This is a genomic window from Phycisphaerae bacterium (assembly GCA_028714855.1).
Classification (GTDB): Bacteria; Planctomycetota; Phycisphaerae; order Sedimentisphaerales; family Anaerobacaceae; genus CAIYOL01.
This window is the reverse complement of the sequence record JAQTLP010000009.1, coordinates 34,256-52,469: the sequence shown is the minus strand read 5'-3', so window position 1 is coordinate 52,469 and position 18,214 is coordinate 34,256. Positions and strand designations below refer to the sequence as shown.

General features: G+C 48.6%; 12 protein-coding genes and 1 tRNA gene. 4 read left to right on the top strand and 9 right to left on the bottom strand.

The window, feature by feature from the left end:
• The first annotated feature begins 167 nt into the window (after positions 1–167).
• Positions 168–241: transfer RNA gene (locus tag PHG53_08455), tRNA-Arg, on the top strand.
• Between the two features lie 57 nt (positions 242–298).
• Here the strand turns inward: PHG53_08455 and PHG53_08450 are convergent.
• The gene (locus PHG53_08450; protein MDD5381648.1) at positions 299–1,072 is read right to left on the bottom strand and encodes a hypothetical protein; all 774 of its coding nucleotides are present in this window, start codon (positions 1,070–1,072) and stop codon (positions 299–301) included.
• 215 nt (positions 1,073–1,287) lie between these two features.
• Here PHG53_08450 and acs point away from each other — a divergent pair, with 215 nt between their 5' ends.
• Together acs and PHG53_08440 are read left to right on the top strand one after the other, a co-directional pair.
• Positions 1,288–3,270: an acetate--CoA ligase gene (acs, locus tag PHG53_08445; GenBank protein ID MDD5381647.1), complete on the top strand. Its 1,983-nt coding sequence runs from the start codon at positions 1,288–1,290 to the stop codon at positions 3,268–3,270.
• A gap of 117 nt (positions 3,271–3,387) precedes the next feature.
• A complete protein-coding gene (locus PHG53_08440) occupies positions 3,388–4,695 on the top strand; it encodes an OFA family MFS transporter (GenBank protein MDD5381646.1) in 1,308 nt (435 codons plus the stop codon).
• Between the two features lie 81 nt (positions 4,696–4,776).
• On the opposite strand, the gene PHG53_08435 is transcribed toward PHG53_08440, so the two are convergent.
• From PHG53_08435 to PHG53_08405, 7 genes are all read right to left on the bottom strand, one after another.
• Positions 4,777–5,910: an acetoin utilization protein AcuC gene (locus PHG53_08435; protein ID MDD5381645.1), complete on the bottom strand. Its 1,134-nt coding sequence runs from the start codon at positions 5,908–5,910 to the stop codon at positions 4,777–4,779.
• Positions 5,911–5,919: 9 nt separating this feature from the next.
• Positions 5,920–7,791, bottom strand: a complete 1,872-nt coding sequence (locus PHG53_08430) for a GNAT family N-acetyltransferase (protein ID MDD5381644.1) — start codon at positions 7,789–7,791, stop codon at positions 5,920–5,922.
• Positions 7,792–7,807: 16 nt separating this feature from the next.
• Positions 7,808–9,910: an acetate--CoA ligase family protein gene (locus tag PHG53_08425; GenBank protein MDD5381643.1), complete on the bottom strand. Its 2,103-nt coding sequence runs from the start codon at positions 9,908–9,910 to the stop codon at positions 7,808–7,810.
• Between the two features lie 106 nt (positions 9,911–10,016).
• Positions 10,017–10,919, bottom strand: a complete 903-nt coding sequence (locus PHG53_08420; GenBank protein MDD5381642.1) for a cation diffusion facilitator family transporter — start codon at positions 10,917–10,919, stop codon at positions 10,017–10,019.
• 21 nt (positions 10,920–10,940) lie between these two features.
• Positions 10,941–12,305, bottom strand: coding sequence for a phosphoglucosamine mutase (gene glmM, locus PHG53_08415; GenBank protein MDD5381641.1), 1,365 nt, complete (start codon positions 12,303–12,305; stop codon positions 10,941–10,943).
• Between the two features lie 6 nt (positions 12,306–12,311).
• The gene (serA, locus tag PHG53_08410) at positions 12,312–13,898 is read right to left on the bottom strand and encodes a phosphoglycerate dehydrogenase (protein ID MDD5381640.1); all 1,587 of its coding nucleotides are present in this window, start codon (positions 13,896–13,898) and stop codon (positions 12,312–12,314) included.
• Positions 13,899–14,068: 170 nt separating this feature from the next.
• Positions 14,069–15,934, bottom strand: coding sequence for a right-handed parallel beta-helix repeat-containing protein (locus PHG53_08405; GenBank protein MDD5381639.1), 1,866 nt, complete (start codon positions 15,932–15,934; stop codon positions 14,069–14,071).
• A gap of 222 nt (positions 15,935–16,156) precedes the next feature.
• On the opposite strand from PHG53_08405, the gene PHG53_08400 reads away from it, so the two are divergent.
• Complete coding sequence (locus PHG53_08400) at positions 16,157–17,182, top strand: hypothetical protein (protein ID MDD5381638.1); 1,026 nt, start codon at positions 16,157–16,159, stop codon at positions 17,180–17,182.
• Between the two features lie 372 nt (positions 17,183–17,554).
• Here PHG53_08400 and PHG53_08395 read toward each other — a convergent pair whose 3' ends face one another.
• Positions 17,555–18,214 (bottom strand): hypothetical protein, encoded by a 660-nt coding sequence (locus tag PHG53_08395; GenBank protein MDD5381637.1) that lies wholly within the window; start codon positions 18,212–18,214, stop codon positions 17,555–17,557.

Genomic DNA, 18,214 nt, shown 5'->3' with positions numbered 1-18,214 from the left:
ATAACCGACGGTAATGATATTTGAAATAAAACAATAGGTCAAGCGCCGTTTAGGCCTCCACTGCGGAAAAATCGGCAGATTATAAAGTCGGCATGGGGTTTACCTTAATTTTCTTGAAACAAATGACCGCCGGTTGTAATATAAATAACTTGGCAGCGGTGATTGTTGCGCCCGTAGCTCAACTGGATAGAGCGTCGGTCTACGGAACCGAAGGTTGCGTGTTCGAATCACGCCGGGCGTATTAAAAACAGGGCCGGTTTTAAACCGGCCCTGTTGCAAACATAAAACCATACCTTATTTAGAACTTATACTTCATACTCAATATGCAGTATGTTATATCTTTTCGCTTGGATACCGATTTGTCCATTGATATTTGTTGGTAGACCCCGGGAGCAAATGTAAGGTTCTTGGTGATATCAAATTTTGTTCCCAAGCCAAAGGTGGCGTATGACCAGTCGTGCGAAGCGCCGCCAAGGCCGTCAGTGTAGGCGACTTCCGAGGAAAGACACAGCGGCTTCGGTAATTGGGGCATATCCATATAATAGTCAAGTTTGAAGCGGTGGACCCAGCCGGTAATATGGTTGAAACGGCCGCCGCTCACAGCCGGATATTCGTAATGCGCGATGTAGCCGGGCACGAAGCCTTTCGGTAAAATATCCGGCCACGAAAATGCAAATATCCACTCGTAGGTGGTATTGGACTTCCGCCGCGAAAGACCGGGATAATATTCATACCCAACGCTTAAATTGTAATTCGTAACATAAGATTGGCCTTCGAAGAGCCGATTCTTGTAATACGGTCTGAAATCAAACCTTTCATTGTCAACATACCCGCCTCCGATGGCGCCGCGGTGAGTAGTATTTACACCAAAACCGGTACCGTAGAAATCAAGGTCGAGTATCTCGAAAAGTGCGCCGTGCTGACCGTACGCCTCAGCTCCTTTACTAAGCCATTTGCTGTGATACTGCAGGTCAAAAGTAACGCCAAGTTTCTTTTCCTGTTCCGTTTCCGCTGCCACCGCTAAAGAGGCCGCGGCCAGTAGCATCATCATAATTAGTAAAATCCTTTTCATAATCTTCCTTTCAAAAAAGCACTATAAAAAGCCTCTTCAGCCGTGAAATTAAATAAATAGACAGCGAGTTTATCAGCAAATAAATGCAAATCAAGTAAAAAATCGAATTAAGTTGATTGACATATTCCACCAACTCGGATAGTATGTTAGATTCTGGTATCTAAACCAAGGTTGAATGAAAAGTATGTTAATTTTGAGTTGTGAGGAATCGTATTATGGCAGAACAACAAAAAGCTATCCAGTCTCTTATGGTCGAAAAGCGAACGTTCCCGCCTCCGGCAAACATCAAGAAAAATGCTTATATAACCACCAGGCAGCAGTATCAAGAAATGTGGGAGCAGTCTATCAACGACCCCGATAGCTTCTGGATGGAGCAGGCCAAAAGTCTAACCTGGTTCAAAAAACCGACCAAAAGTCTCGAGTATACATGGGACACGAAAAGTCGCAAAATAGAACACACATGGTTCGCAGACGGCGAGCTGAACATAGCATATAACTGCCTCGACCGTCATCTTGGCACGCCAACCGCAAAGAAAACCGCGCTGATTTGGCAGGGTGAAGCTGAAGATGCCGTTAAGAAATTTACCTACGAAGAACTGTACAAGCACGTTTGTAAATTTGCTAATGTCCTGAAATCAAAAGGCATAAAAAAGGGTGACCGTGTCGCAATTTACATGCCGATGGTCCCTGAACTTACTATAGTGATGCTTGCATGTGCCCGCATCGGCGCTATTCACTCGGTCATATTCGGCGGATTCAGCTCCGATGCCATTGAAGGCCGAATCAATGACTCCGACTGCAAAATGCTTATCACTTCAAATGTTTCACTGAGAGCCGGTAAACATATCAAACTGAAAGACATAGCCGACGCAGCTCTCGAAAAAACACCGACAATCGAATCCGCTATAGTTGTAAAAGTCAACGATGAGCCCTGCAATATGAAAGACGGCAGAGATACATGGTATCATGACGAAATGGCCGGCGCCAAAGAGCAATGCGAAGCAGAACATATGAACGCCGAAGACCCCCTCTTTATCCTTTATACTTCCGGCTCGACTGGAAAGCCCAAGGGTGTTGTCCATACTACCGGCGGATATCTGATGCACGTCACTCTTACCCACAAACTCGTTTTCAACATTCACGACGATGATATTTATTGGTGTACTGCTGATATCGGCTGGGTGACAGGCCACAGCTATATTGTCTATGGCCCGCTTGCAAATGGAAGCACATCATTAATGTTCGAAGGAGTCCCCACTTATCCGGATGCCGGACGCTTCTGGCAGATTTGCGATAAGTTCGGCGTTACTGTTTTCTATACTGCACCAACTGCTATTAGAGCACTGATGCGTCTCGGCGAGGAATGGCCCGCCAAATACAAACTCGACACTCTGAGAATCCTCGGAACAGTCGGCGAGCCCATAAATCCTGAGGCATGGATGTGGTACTACGAAAAGATAGGACGCAACCGATGTCCAATCGTTGATACCTGGTGGCAGACGGAAACCGGCGGATTTATGATTACACCTCTGCCCGGTGCTCATACGTTAAAGCCCGCCAGCGCAAACCAGCCCTTCTTCGGTGTTGACGCTGTTGTCCTGCGGGATGATGGAAGCCAATGTGATGTGAACGAAGGCGGAAAGCTCTGTATAAAAAGGCCCTGGCCTGGAATGATGCGCACAATGTGGGGCGACCATGACAGGTTCATTGATACATATTTCACAATGTTTGATAACATTTACTTCGCCGGTGACGGCTGCCGAGTAGATGAAGATGGCGATTACTGGCTGATGGGAAGAATCGACGACGTGGTGAACGTCTCAGGACACCGCATTGGAACGGCTGAGGTGGAAAGCGCACTCGTCAGCCATGAGAAAGTGGCAGAGGCGGCGGTTACTCCCGTTCCGCACGATATAAAGGGGCAGGGATTGTATGCGTTTGTAACACTAAAGCAGGGTGTCCAGGAAAACGAAGACCTGAAAAAGGAACTCCTCCTGCACGTTCGCAAGGAAATAGGAGCAATTGCCGTCCCTGAAGCGATACAATTTGCCCCTGCTCTTCCGAAGACACGTTCCGGGAAAATTATGAGGCGAATACTGCGCAAAATAGCCGAGGGAAACACTTCGAACCTCGGTGATATCACAACTCTCGCAGACCCGCACGTTGTAGAAGAACTTGTGAAAGGCCGCGGTAAGTGATTTTAATTTGCAGGTTTAGGATTTTGGATTTTAACCACGGATTAAACTGATTAAAAAGGACTCGGGTGTGCAATGAAAAGTTGCGCACCCGTCTGCTTTTGAGGTAAAGGAGACAAAATGAACGAGCAAAAAGTTATGAATCGATGGCTGGTAGTGGTAGGCGGCATCCTCATCCAGCTTTGTCTGGGAGCTATTTATGCTTGGTCCGCATTTACAAAGAAATTAACCGAAGCGCCTTTCAACTTCGCCACCGATAAAACCCAGTGGCCTTTTTCTATCGGCCTTGTTTCCTTCGCCGTTGTAATGGCTCTGATTGCGGGAAAATGGCAGAAAAAAGTCGGCCCCAGAAAAGTTGCCATCACCGGTGGTATTGTTCTGGGGATAGGTTATCTGTTGGCTGGTTTTTCCGGAACAAGCTTCGCAGGCATCCTGCTCGGTGTAGGCCTCCTCGGCGGAGCAGGTATTGGCCTTGCCTATGTATGCCCGATTGCGGCTCTGGCAAAATGGTTCCCCGATAAGAAAGGTCTCATTATGGGCCTCGCTGTTGCTGGTTTCGGATTCGGAGCACTTATTTGGGTTAAGCTCACTCAGGGCTTTAAATTCGGCCCGGTTGACCTTACTCCCGGCTGGATGGGACTCTTCGGAGCTGGATGGAGCGTAAGTGAAGTGTTTAAGCTCTACGGCATTTTATTTGCCGTTCTCGTGGGGCTCGGCTCATTAGTTATGATTAACCCTCCAGAGGGATGGCTTCCCAAGGGCTGGACACCGCCTGTAACAGGTAAAGGCAGTGAAGGAGGTGTAAATCTAACACCGGCCAGAATGGCTAAAAAATATCAATTCTGGGTTTTATTTATAAACTTCACATTTGGTGCCGGTGCGGGACTGATGGTAATTGGCATTATCAAGCTTTTTGGCATGGACGCTCTCGCAAAAGCTGGCATTGATTCTACCAAGGCAAGCATCATTACAGGAACCGCCATGGGCCTGTTCTATGCACTGCTCAACGGCCTCGGCCGCATTGTCTGGGGGGCGGCCTCCGACAAACTCGGAAGAAAGAACTCGATAATCATTATGAATTTCATACAGGGAATAATGATGATTGTCTTCTTCTTCATCGGCGGAAGCGAATGGGGACTATATATCGGCGCCGCCATTATCGGATTTAATTTCGGCGGTAACTTTGCTCTTTTCCCTGCTGCAACTGCCGACCTCTTTGGTAATAAAAACGTTGGTGAAAACTACCCATGGGTCTTTATGGCATATGGCGTAGGTGGTATCGCAGGACCTATCCTCGGAGGATATATGGGAAATGCTCAGGCTTGGATGTGGGCATTCATACCGGCTGGTATCGCGTGTATTCTTGCAGCACTTATAGCCACCACACTGAAACCCGTCGCAATATCAGAGCCGGCGGTTCAGGCATAAGCAGAAGACTAACTCGAAAAAACCTGCTTTAAATATACAAAAAGCCCGGGCATACCCCGGGCTTTTTTATATCAACTTCCGTCACAATCCGTGCAGTGGGAATACATTCTTCTTAATTTGCTCTATTATTACTTCTATTGCGGACATCACTGCATCACGCTGCTGATTGCTCACAGCTAACACCTGGTCTCTTAAACCGCCCTGCCATTCGGTGCTGCCGAGCATAACTCCGCCAAGAGCGTGTTCATGACTTTCGCTGTCTGCACCGCATAGAACACTCCATGCAAGCGTCCATGCTCTCACCGTATTGCCGATGTTATAACCACCGCCGCCCGTCATAAGAATAGGTTTGTTAAAACCTAATAGGTGATTGATGATTTCTACATAAACATTATTAGTAAGAGACAGATGAGCAAGCGGGTCGCCTGCAAGAGCATCCGTCCCCAGCTCGAAAACAAATACATCCGGCTTGTATACCCCGATCAACGGCAGCACCAGTGCTTCAAATGTCTTTATATATGCTTCATCATAAGTGCCTATCGGCAGGGGGATATTTACGCAGTAACCTTTCCCTTCCCCGCTGCCGATTTCATCTTCGAAACCCGTTCCCGGAAATAGTGTCCTCGGGTTCTGGTGCAGCGATATAGTCATCACATCGCGCCGGTCAAAAAAAGCGTACGCCACCCCATCGCCGTGATGAACGTCCACATCAAGATATAACACCTTCTTCCCCTCCTCCGCCAACACCATACAGGCAAGCGCAACATCATTGATATAGCAAAAACCAGATGCTCGTTCAGGTCCCGCATGATGAAACCCGCCTGACGGATTAAATGCCGCATCCGCTTCACCCGACAATATCTGCTTTGCACCCACCAGTGTCCCCCCTGCCGCCAAAACAGCCCCTTCGTATAACCCCTTAAAGACAGGACAATCCGACGTCCCGATTCCCATACCCATCGCCTCAGGGGTAAATTTACCTCTGGACACCTCTTTCAAGGTATGCAGGTAACGCGATGAATGAAACTTCTTGAGAATGATTCTCTCAATTGGCTCAGGTGCCGCTTCTTTTCTGCCTGCTCCGGACAAAAGCCCCATTGAATTGGCAATCTCCCGAACCCTTTTAGCCCGGATTGTACTAAACGGATGCTCCGGCGGATACGGATACTTCTCCAAATCCTTCGAATAAATAAATACTGATTCTCTCGTCCCCAAAGGCTGTTCTTACCTTTCTTTCTCCGCCAAACTGTATGTTACACTATAAACTTCACCATCGAACTCAGTGTTCACTTTGTAGCCGGAGTTGTGAAAGACTGACAGCATCGCTTTATTACTCGGCAATACTTTCGCGTAAAAACGCTTTACACCGCGATTCTTGGCGATTTGGGTAAGGTACTCCAACAGAAATGTCCCCATCCCCTTCTGCTGCCACTCATCCTGCACAATAAAAGCCACCTCTGCTGCATGAGTCTTTGGGTCGAGAAAATACTGGGCAATAGCAACTATCTCTTCGCCAGATACCCCCGGGACCGTCCCCACAATGGCTAAGTCCTGGTAATAATCGATGTTTGTTAGCTGCTGGACATCTTTATGAGGAAAAGCAATTGTGTGAGTCATATAGCGGGTCTGAACAGATTTACTGCTGAGCGAATACAGCATCTCTGATAATGCCGCCTCATCGGTAGGCCGCACCGGCCTGAAGAATATCTCCGTGCCGTCACGTAAAGTATCATAACGCTCCAGACCTTCCGGATATATAACCTGTTCGGTATCCAGCTCTATCTGGTCGGAGTAAATATACCTCTGCTCTTTGGCAGCCTGAATCAGCTCTTTCCGGAACTTCGGATGCGCAATATTAATCAGCGACAGGACTCTTTCTCTAATGCTCTTACCGTGCAGGTAGGCGGTTCCGTATTCGGTAACTACATAATGAACATCGCCGCGGGTGGTAACTACACCGGCTCCCTCGGTCAGATGTGGCACAATCCTGCTTATCGTCCCGTTCTTCGCAGTGGAAGGCATCGCGATAATCGCCTTGCCCCCCCTGCTTCTGGCTGACCCGCGAATAAAATCAACCTGCCCGCCGATGCCGCTGTAAAATCTGTAACCAAGCGAATCCGAACACACCTGACCTGTCAGGTCAATTTCTAATCCGACATTTATCCCGACCATCTTCTCATTCTGGCTTATTACGTAAGGGTCGTTAACATATTCGGTGGGATAAAACTCAAAAAAGGGATTATTGTCTATGTAATCATAAAGCCGCCTTGAGCCCATACAAAAACTCGCCACGACTTTGCCGTGATTGAGTGTCTTTTTCGCGCACGTGACCACTCCGCTTTCAATCAAATCTATAATCCAATCACTGAACATCTCCGTATGAATACCAAGGTCTTTCTTATATAATAAAAATTCAGCAAGGGCATGAGGTATTTGTCCTATACCGCACTCAATCGTGCTGCCGTCTTCGACGAGTCTGGCGATATTTTCACCGATGCTGCGAAGGGTCTCGTCAGGTTCGGGTATAATGGTTTCAATAATTTCCTCATCGCAGGGCACCAGAGCATCGATGGTATTGACATGTACGAAGCTGTCACCGAACGTCCGAGGCATTCTGCTGTTCACCTGCGCTATGATGTACCTTGCATTGGCAGCGGCAGACTTGACAATATCTACCGACACACCAAGACTGCACAAACCGTTTACATCTGGTGGTGTTACACTAATTAACGCAACATCAATCGGAATTCTGCCTCGCTCGAACTCACGCGGTATCTCCGAGAGAAATATGGGGGTGTAGTCGCCGATACCCCTGCTCAAAGTATCGCGAACGTTATCGGCAATGAAAAAACTGTTCATCTTGAACTTCTCGCGAAACTTCTCGTCGGCATAAGGCGCAGCGCCCATAGTCAGCAGATGAACTATATGAGCGTCAGTGATTCCGCTGGAATGCTTGACCAAAGCTTCAACAAGATGCTGCGGCTGACCGCAGCCCGTCCCTATGAATATATGATTGCCGGATTTAATCAGCTTCATCGCCGAAGCCGCTGTCGTTATTTTCTCCTTGTACTTCTCTTTCCAGTCAAGTCTTTGCATAAGCAGTCTTTCTCAGTTAAACCTGTTCTACACTTATCCTTGCATCAACAGCAATTGACGTCGTCCCTGCCGGGCCGACAACATACGGGTTTATATCCATCTCTTGAATCTGCGGAAACTCTGTAACCAGCTGTGATAGTCTTTGCAGCCCCTCTGCTATTATATCTATGTCCACTCCCTCTTCGCCGCGAACACCCTTCAGTATCTTGTATGTCCGGGTATTGACAAGCATCTGCTTTGCCTCTTCTGCCGTCAGCGGTGCCAGGTAAAATGCCACATCCTTTAGAACCTCAACCATCGTCCCGCCCATCCCGAACATCATCAATGGACCAAAATGAGGGTCGCGATGCACCCCAAGTATGACCTCTTTGCCGCTTCTGCACATCTCCTGAACAAGAACGCCGAGGATATTTGCGCCAGGAACCTGTTTCGGCATTCGGTACATCATCAGGTCAAAAGCGTCCATCACCTCGGCTTCGCTTTTTAAACCGAGCTTAACACCGCCGACATCTGATTTGTGTAATATATCAGGCGACCAGATTTTCAGTGCAACAGGAAATCCCAGTTGCTGCGCTATGTTCGCCGCCTGCTGCGATGTCGTTGCTATAGAACCCTTCGGCGTCACAAATCCGTACGCCTCGAGTATCTCCTTCGAATCTTCTTCACTGATTTCACGAATCCCGCGCCGCAGATGCCTCTCTATAACATTTTCAACCTTTCTACGGTTAACGGCAAATAGCTTCACCACGCGTTTAGGCCGCGTCCGCCATCGCACATAATCTGTCATTACTTTAATAGTCGAAACTGCCATCGCCGTAGAATCATATATCGGGATTTTACCTTTCTTTAATATCTTTACTGCTTCGGCTATTTTGCTGGCGCCGAGAAAACAGGCAAGAACGGTTTTAGCTGGTTTCCGGCTCGTTATTCTGACCATTGCCTCAGCTGTAGCTGCAGGCTGAGTCATTGCCTGGGGGGTCAGAAGAACCAAAACTATGTCAACACCTTCGTCTTCAAGGACAGTATCGAGGACAAATTCATAACGGTCTGCTAAGGCATCTCCGAGTATATCTACAGGATTATTAATATTGGCCGAAGCCGGAAGCTTCGCTGCCAGTTTGGCTGTTGTCTCTTCGCTCAGCTTCGCAAAGCTAAGACCATGTTGTTCTACAGAGTCCGCCGCCATAATACCAGCCCCACCGGCATTGGTAATTAATACCACCCTCGAACCCGTAGGCAGGGGTTGATTCGCAAACGCCTGAGCATAATCAAACTGCTGCTTTATGGAACTGCATCGTATAATGCCTGCTCGCTCGAATACACATTCATACGCAACTTCACTGCCCGCAAGGCTGCCCGTATGAGACGATGCCGCCTTTGCGCCAGCCGATGTCACGCCGGCCTTCATCAGTAATATCGGTTTTAGCAGAGATAGCTGCTCCGCCTGGCTCACAAATGTGTTCCCGTCAACAATGCTCTCAAGGTAGCCCGCAATGACCCGTGTTTCAGCGTCGGCTGCAAAGGCCTTTATGACATCGAGCTCATTGATGTCCGCTTTATTGCCTATGCTCACAAGTTTGCTGAAACCGATACGGTTGGCATTGGCCATATCGAGAATCGCTGCCATTAAGGCCCCTGATTGCGAAATATATCCTATCGTCCCCTCTGCAGGCATCTCCCCACCGAAACTGGCATTTAGGTTACTGCCCGGTACTATCACCCCGAGGCAATTCGGGCCAATTACTCGAATGTGCCCCTGCTTTGCTATCTGAATAACGCAATTTTCAAGCTCTCTGCCCTCCTGGTTAACCTCCTTGAAACCGGCTGTAATAATGATAACTGCTCTGCTGCCGATCTTTGCACACTGTTGCATAACCGCCGGAACCGCCTTGGCAGGCACCACAATAATCACAAGCTCAGGAACCTGGCCGATAGACTCAAGGTCTGGATAACACTTAAGCCCTTCTATCGTCTCCGTATTCGGATTGATCGGGAATATACCGCCCTTATATTTCCCTTCGAGTATACTTTTGAGGATTTCATAGCCCACCTTGCCTTTTGTCCTGGACGCTCCGACTATAGCAACTGAGCTTGGATTGAAAAACTTCTTGAGGGCCATATTATTTAATAACCTTTCTGAACACAAAACACAGTTCTTAAAGGCAGACTATATTACCTCACATCGAAGTGATTTGTAAAGCTTTTTATTATTCATTAATTCTCATTTAGACCGATTTTCTAAGCTCAGGTGTGTCCGGCTCGACGTGAATCGTAATGTTTACGGGGCGTGTTATCTGCTCGGTCAGGGCTTTTTCTAAACTATCGGCTATCCCGTGGGCGGCAGCTATGTGCAGATGCGGGTCGACGAGGATATGCACGTCGAGGGAGACCTGCCTTCCGATGGTGCGAGTCCGAAGCTGATGATACTGACGGATCTGTCCGTTGGCTTTAATAATACCTTCAATCTGCTCTATCGTCGCCTTATCAACAGCTTTTTCGATTAGTTCCCCGAGGCAGTCCCCGATAAGACCGGTGGCAACTATCACGACCATAACGCCGATGCCGATGGCTGCAACCTGGTCGCCGTGGCCAAATCCGAATTTCTGCGCGACTACCCCGGCGATAACGGCAACCGAGCTTAAAGCGTCGGCACGGTCGTGCCATGCGTTCGCAAGCGCCGCTGGACAGTGATATTTCATCGCCGCCGCTTTTGTAACGCGATAAACCACCTCTTTAATGACGATAGCTATAACCGCTGCTGCCAGAACCATGTTACTTGGACGTGTAACATGGCCCTTTGCAATGTCAAGGGCCGCGTAGTATATCATCCCCAGTCCCACCCCTAATAGGCCCAAGGCTATCGCAATGGCCGAAAGTGTCTCCAGCTTGCCGTGTCCGTATGGGTGTTCCGAATCGGGCTCTTTTGAGCCGAAATAAAGGCCCAGCAGGACAGCTATATCGGTAAGCATATCCGATACCGAATGAACTGCGTCAGCAAGCAGGGACAATGAACCGGTTATTGAACCTACGATGAACTTCCCGCCAACCAGAAAAAAGTTGGCTGCTATGCTAAGATATGTAACACGCCGAAGCTGCTTTGAGGCTAACTGTTGTTTATCTGCATCCATACAGGTTTTCTTTTCAGTCCGTTAGCGTGTAATTTTAAGAACGGTATCGATATATTTTCTAACAGCCTGTTTACTGGTTGCCTCTGCGATAACTCGAACAACTGGTTCGGTGTTGCTCGGCCGTATATGCAGCCAGCCGTCGTCGAAATCGAATCGGCAGCCATCGGTGGTATTAAGCTTCGCACTGGCGAATGTCTTTTGGGCCAGTTTCAGTATTTGCTCGGCCTGCGACTTGTCCGCAGCAAATTTTTCTTTGCTCATATAATAGCTGGGGATTTCGCCGGCCAGTTGGCTTACCGTTTTCCCTGTCTCGGCCATCAATTGCAGGATAAGGGCAATGCCTACAAGACTATCTCGTATTGGCCCGACTCTCAAATCAATTACGCCGCCGTTGCCTTCGCCGCCGATGACGCAGCTGTGTTCTATCATGGCCTGGGCCACGTTTGCCTCGCCGACAGCCGTGCGGATGACCTGACCGCCGGCCTCCCTGGCAACGTCGTCTATCATCCGCGACGTCGAAAGATTTGCTGCCGCTTTGCCGGTTTCCCTGCTGAAAATGTATTTGGCCGCAAGGACAAGTGTGTATTCTTCGCCGATGTATGTCCCCGCCTCGTCGACAATCGCCAGTCTGTCAGCATCAGGGTCCTGCGCAAAGCCGATGTCGGCTCCATTCTCTTTTACTGCTTTACAAAGGCCGGTCAGGTTCTCAGCTGTTGGTTCAGGTCTGTGGGCGAATATGCCCGTCGGTTCATCGTTTATTGCGATAACTTCACAGCCGAGCTTGGCAAGTATTTTTTTGGTTACTCGCCCCCCTGCCCCGTTAACGCTGTCTAAAACAACCTTAAATTTCTTCGTCGCGATTGCTTCCTCGTCGGCTATTGTCAACACCTTTTCTATATGCGTGGCATCTGTCTGCTCATTAGTGATTATCTTGCCGTGATTAAGTGAATCGACAAGAGCAAAATGCTTATCGAAAAAATACTGCTTGATTTTTTCTGCTGTATCGGCCGGCGGAGCAATACCATTACCGAGTAATAGTTTTATTCCGTTATATTGAATCGGATTATGTGAAGCGGTGATTATGACTCCGCCGTTGCATTGCAGTTCTCTTACCATAATACCGACGCCGGGGGTGGTCGTCAGCCCTAAATCAACCACGTCGACTCCGACCGTACATAATCCCGTCGCTACTGCCGACTTTAACATCTCCCCGCTTGACCGAGAATCACGCCCGATGCACACGGAAAATTTCCCATTTCTGCTGGCATGACTGTTCTTCAGAAATTTACCGAAGGCGCACCCGTACTCGGCGGCAATCGAAGGCGTAAGATTTTCGCCGACGATACCTCTCATCCCGCTGATACTTATTATCAATTTCTCAGGCATACTAATCTATAACTTGCAAACGTAAATTTCGTTCACAAAATCAAGTTTGCCGAGCTCTTCAACAGCTTTTGCGTCGGGTTCTTTGTCGAGACTTACGGCAAGAACGGCTTTTCGTTCCTCTGGCTTCTGACCGACACCCATCGTGCATATATTGATTTTATACTTGCCGCAAACAGTCCCCACTGCCCCAATAACGCCCGGCTTGTCGTCGTTAAAGATGACCATTACAGGCCCCTGCGGCGTCATCTCTATATTGAATCCGTCAAGCTCGGTTATCCGCAGCAGTTTCCCTCCGAACACAGAACCCGTTACGGTCCGTGTAACTTTATCGGTAACGATTTTGGCGCTGAAACTTGCCGCGACATCCTTTGCCTCCGTATTCTTCGTCTCGTCGATGCTTATGCCGCGCTCTTTTGCAAGGACACCGACATTGACCATATTCAAAGGCATATCGAAATGCCGCTGCAGCAAGCCGATTAAAAAGCCAAGTGTAACCGGTTCGATAGCTGCTTCCGCAATTGTGCCGCGATATTGAACTCCGACCTTCTTGATAGGGCTCGTCGTTATAGCGCTCATAAGCGTGCCTATCCGCCGGGCAAGCTCTGCATACTGGCTCACAATCTGAGGCATAGCCCCTGCCGCAGATGGTGCGTTCACTGCGTTTCTGACCGCCCCGCCCTTGATGGCCTCGACAAGAATCTCCGCCGCTTCGACGGCGACCTCCACCTGCGCCTCCTCTGTGCTGGCGCCAAGGTGCGGCGTAACAAGACAGTTTTCATAATCTTTGAAACGGAAACTCTCAGGCGGCTCTTTCGGAAAAACGTCCAACGCAACCCCGGCTATTCGCTTCTCCGCAAGTGCATTGTAAGCCGCATCTTCGTTAATTATCCCGCCTCTGGCGCAGTTAACCAGCCGAACGGTTGGCTTCATCATCTTGATTTGCTCGGCGCCAATCATATTCAGCGTTTGCTCGTTCTTCGGAACGTGAACGGTAATATAGTCCGCTTCCTTAAATATCTTTTCGAGCTTGCCAACTACTTCGACTCCGGTTTTCTCCGCATCCGGCGGAGCTGCCAGCGGGTCATAGCCGAGAATCTTCATATTAAATCCTTTGGCCATTCTCGCCACAGCCATGCCGATTCTGCCCAGCCCTATAACGCCGAGCACCTTGCCGTTGAGCTGGTTACCCATATATTTTTTTCTGTCCCATGCCTCGCTCTTCAGGCTGTTGCACGCGGGAACGACGTTTCTGCTCATTGCGAGCATCAATGCCATCGTATGTTCCGCTGCGCTTAGCGTATTGCCGCCGGGAGTATTCATAACGAGAACGCCTTTCCTCGTCGCCGCCGGAACGTCGATGTTATCTATGCCAACTCCCGCCCTGGCAACACCCTTCAGTTTCCCCGGGTTGGCCAGCACCTTGGCGGTAACTTTTGTATCGCTGCGGACTATCAAGCCGTCGTATTCGCCGATAATCTTGGCAAGTTCGTCTTCGCTTATCTTAAGTTTCACAACGGCCTCGACGCCGTCTTTGGAATTTAGTAAATCAATTCCTTCCTGTGCAAGTTTGTCCGTAATTAGAACCTTAATCATTAATTGGTCTCCAAAAAAAACTTCTCTCAATCTTAGGGTTAATATTGTAACTGCCCCCGTAATGAATATCAATCACGCCCTTGCTGAAAAATATCACTATTGTGCAAAATTGGCCGTTATTGGCCTGAATTTTGCCATCAACCCCATTATAACCAGGACTTTAGCTTGCTTTACTGAGGAGGATACGCTCCGGTAAACTGCGAATCTTTGCCTCGGCCGAGAAGCTTCTCGATTTCAGCCGGAAGACTGGTCGCCGTCATAGCCCCGGGAAATCCCTTTAATAATTGGTAATTACCCAGTTCGGGACCCTTGAATAACGAACCGCTGTAACCAGGGAAATACTTGCTGTGGGCCGAAAATTCCGCATGCAGCTTCTGCATACCCTCCGGCGAACCAAGTTTCGTCTGGCAATTAACGTCCGCCGCCGGACTCCACAAAATCAGCGGCTCAACCTTGTCACTCGCCCGAACATAAACATTATAATCCAGCTGATTCACCTGTGGCTTATTAAACCGTTCGCACAAGTTCGCAGGCTGCCAGAAAACCAAAAGCGGTCCGCGATGATTCTCATCCGCCGTCATAAGGTTATTAACAAATACGTGTCCGTCCCTTTCGTCGACAGCAGGCCCGGTGCTCGGATGGTCCCATCCGTAAGTGGTCTCAGCTATACCCCTTGAGGTGCGCCCGAAGAATACCGTGCTGTTCACCAATGTGTTATTGTAAACTTGAGCATCGCAGCTGTTGAGCACGCGAATGCCCTGGTCGCAGTTGACGAACACGTTGCCGGCGACAATTACTCCCTTTGATATTTCAAAGAAAAATCCGCTGTCGCTCGGATACCACCGTTCACCCATGACCCGCCCTTCGACTTTGCCTACACCCTCGACCCAGTTGTCCACGAACACGCCGTCAACCTCGCCCACGTCATACCAGATACCGTTCGAATTCGGAAGGTCGATAATCAAATTGTCCCTGCACGTAACGCGGTAACTCTGATTAAATATCTTCACCGCCGCAGGAAAATATCCCGTGATGTTCTCGATATTGTTCCGTGTGAAAATGTTTTTCTCCAGCAAAACATCCGACGAGGCGATAATATAAATGCCTTCCGTGCTTGTATCGCTCACTTTACAATGCCGAATCGTCAAACCATCTCCGCGCAAATAAGCGGCCACTCTCGAACAGAAACTAATCTCGCAATTCTCCAAAGTCGTCCCGGTCACTTCCTTGCCGTGATTGCTCTCAGCGGACAAGGCTTCCGGCTCCGTCCCCGCAACTTCCATCGCCAGCCGCGCATACTGGGTAAAAGTGATTCCCCGAATCACAGGCCCTTTGCCGTCCGATTTCTTACCGTGACATTCCTTCGTTGTCCGCGTAAGTCCGCCGTTAAAGGCGGTTATTTCTATCGTGTGGTCGTTTGGTTCAACCCCTATATAAACCACCTTCGCTTCATAATCGATTGTGTAGGAATTCGCGTCAATATTGCCTTCCCAGCCGACCGATTGCAGAAACTTCCCGTCCACGAACACCATATCATTATTAAAACGATCCAGCGGTGTCCCCTTCCCATGCCGCTTCCGCTTCCACCAGTCTAATGGCTTCTCGGGAAATAATCTGTCCCATGATGTACACCATAATCCGTTGTGCAGATTCTCCCACTCCTTCGCAACAAATGTGCCCTTAAAAATCGGCAGCTCATCCTCGTATGGCTGTATAGTGATTCCCTGGTTCAGTACCAGTTCCCCCGTGCGGTAAATCCCGCCGCGCATCACGATTGCGTCGCCGCTTACTACCCGCTCTATCGCAGCTTCTATTGTCGTCGGCTTCTCGAGCGTTTCCCCTGTTTCCTCCGCCTTGCCGTCCGGAGCCACGTAGTAAATCTTCCCATCAACCTTAGGCAAATCGTATTTCTGCTTAATCGGCCCATAAGGCCCGCCCGATGGCTGCGCCGCCGCAGGCAGCGTACCAAGCATTATGCAGATAAAGACATAGACGACGTGATACAGGGTTTTCTTATTCATACGGCCAAACGACATAATCATTTCTCCTTACAATAAACATATTAACCCCCCTATATTGCCCCATTCCGCCCCAACTGTCAAGTAATTTCACCCTCGTAGCGCAGTGGAGATCCCGGAATGTCGTTATCCAGAACCCAGACACCAATTCTCTAATTCGCTATTTTTGTTGCCCTCATCTCGCCTCTCAGCTTAATATTACCGAAAACTCCGATTGTTATACTCGGCAAGGAGATATATATGAAAAACCTGTATCTGTCATTCTTTGTTATTTGTGCTTTTATTACAACAACCTGCATAGGTGATATAAAACTAGGCGACAACACCGCCGTTGTCTTCGCTACTGTTGATGAAGGTAAAAAGATTCTTTCCACACAAGATGACTTCGTTCAATGTCTGAGTCCGTTCGACCGTTCCGCAAGGCTGAAAACAGATAGGGACGTTTCAAAAGCAGAGTTTCTTGAGTTCGCAGGCCACAATGCCCTCCCCTGGACCGACAGCGAAAAGCAGAAAGTTGAATCCGCTTTCTATAACCTTCAGGCAAAGCTTAAAATTCTGCCCCTTCCCTTTCCAAAGACAATCTATATGGTCAAGACCACTGGAAACGAGGAAGGCCATGCTTCATACACCCGAGGCAGTGCCGTAATTATTCCGGAAGATAAGCTCGCAGAAAACGAATCGGCTGTCGAAAAACTTATCTGTCACGAGCTTTTTCATGTCCTGACCCGGGCAAACCCTGACCTGCGCGAACGGCTCTATGGGCTCATCGGCTTCACAAAGTGCAACGAAATCGAGTTCCCTGCTGAACTTAAGTCTCGCAAGATTACCAATCCCGATGCGTCGAGAAACGACCATTACATCCGCCTTCAGCTTAATGGAAAGGTGGTTTCAGTGGTTCCAATCCTGTTTTCCATCGCTGAGAAATATGATGTTGCACGCGGCGGCGAGTTCTTCAACTACCTCCAGTTCCAGTTCCTGTTGGTTGAACAAAATGGCGGCTCTTCTGACTTTAGGCCTGTGTACGATGGCCAAAACCCTAAGCTCGTGGATATGGAAGAACTGTCTGGCTTAATTGAGCAGGTGGGAAAAAACACAGACTACCTTATCCATCCTGAGGAAATTCTCGCCGACAACTTCGCACTGCTGGTAATGCAGGAACAGAATGTCCCCTCTCCCGATGTCCTCAAAAAAATAAAAGAGGTCCTGACAAAAAAACAAATCGCCGAACCGAATGCTCCCGCCGACGCCAACAAATCATCATCCTGATCTTCTGCCCTCAGCAAGCAACTGGAGGCTATGCTCTCTCGGCTTTGCCGAACTCGACCAACTAATGACTATTCACTAACGACCAATTTACTCTGCTTCAGCGGTGTTAACTTCGGCAATCTGTGACTAATTTTTCTTTGTGTATTGGTGACTTCGTGGCCGACAAAAAATTTCAATCAAATGCGCAGGGGGGTAAGAAATTGCCTACCATTTCCAACCATTTTCCGCGCATTTTGTCTAACTTTTGCGCGCATTTTTAGCAACTTTTAGCAATTTCTACCACTTTACACCCACCTAAAAACGCAAACTTGCGCGTTTGATGCTACCCTAAATCCCCCATCTTCCCCATTTCCCCAGCGGCTTACGACCAAACTAATCTCCCCAACCGGTGTTTTTCCCCTCGTCAGAAATCCTAAATTTGTATTCCGGGCAGTTATACAAATATCTCGTAATACAGTAGGCACAAGCATTTACCAATCGCATGGCGGCTCCCTCCTGCCCGCGTTCCCCAGTATCGAATCCGACATCGACATTTCTCCCTTCCCACTCTTTCCCATCGTTCGCATCATAAACAGCCGCCTGAACGCTTAAACTCCCATTATAGTAACCTGACCCCACCACTTCATTAAGCTGAAAATCTCTAATCTCTACTAACAAAACGATATCTGCACCCAAAGCTTTACCCACTTCTTCGGGTGAAAGCGATGAAAAATCGCTTCTGTTAGAGCGAAACTCAGATAACACCTTATAGGAAAGTACATACTTAGGCTTAACTTTAACATTTGATACGAGACTATCGCGAACGGCCTCAGTCAAATAATAATGCAGGTTTGTCTTGGCTCTGAACCCACTAGGCTGCTTAACAAGCACCAGTATCTTTTTGTCCTTTTGCTTAGTAAGGTCATATTCAGCGGGAATTTCTTTCTCATACTGGCTTGGCGTGCCTACCAGGCCTACAATTCCACAGCCGCTATTGAAAAAAAGCCCAGCCAATACAACAAAAACGATCAGTCTCTCTATTTTCTTTATCAT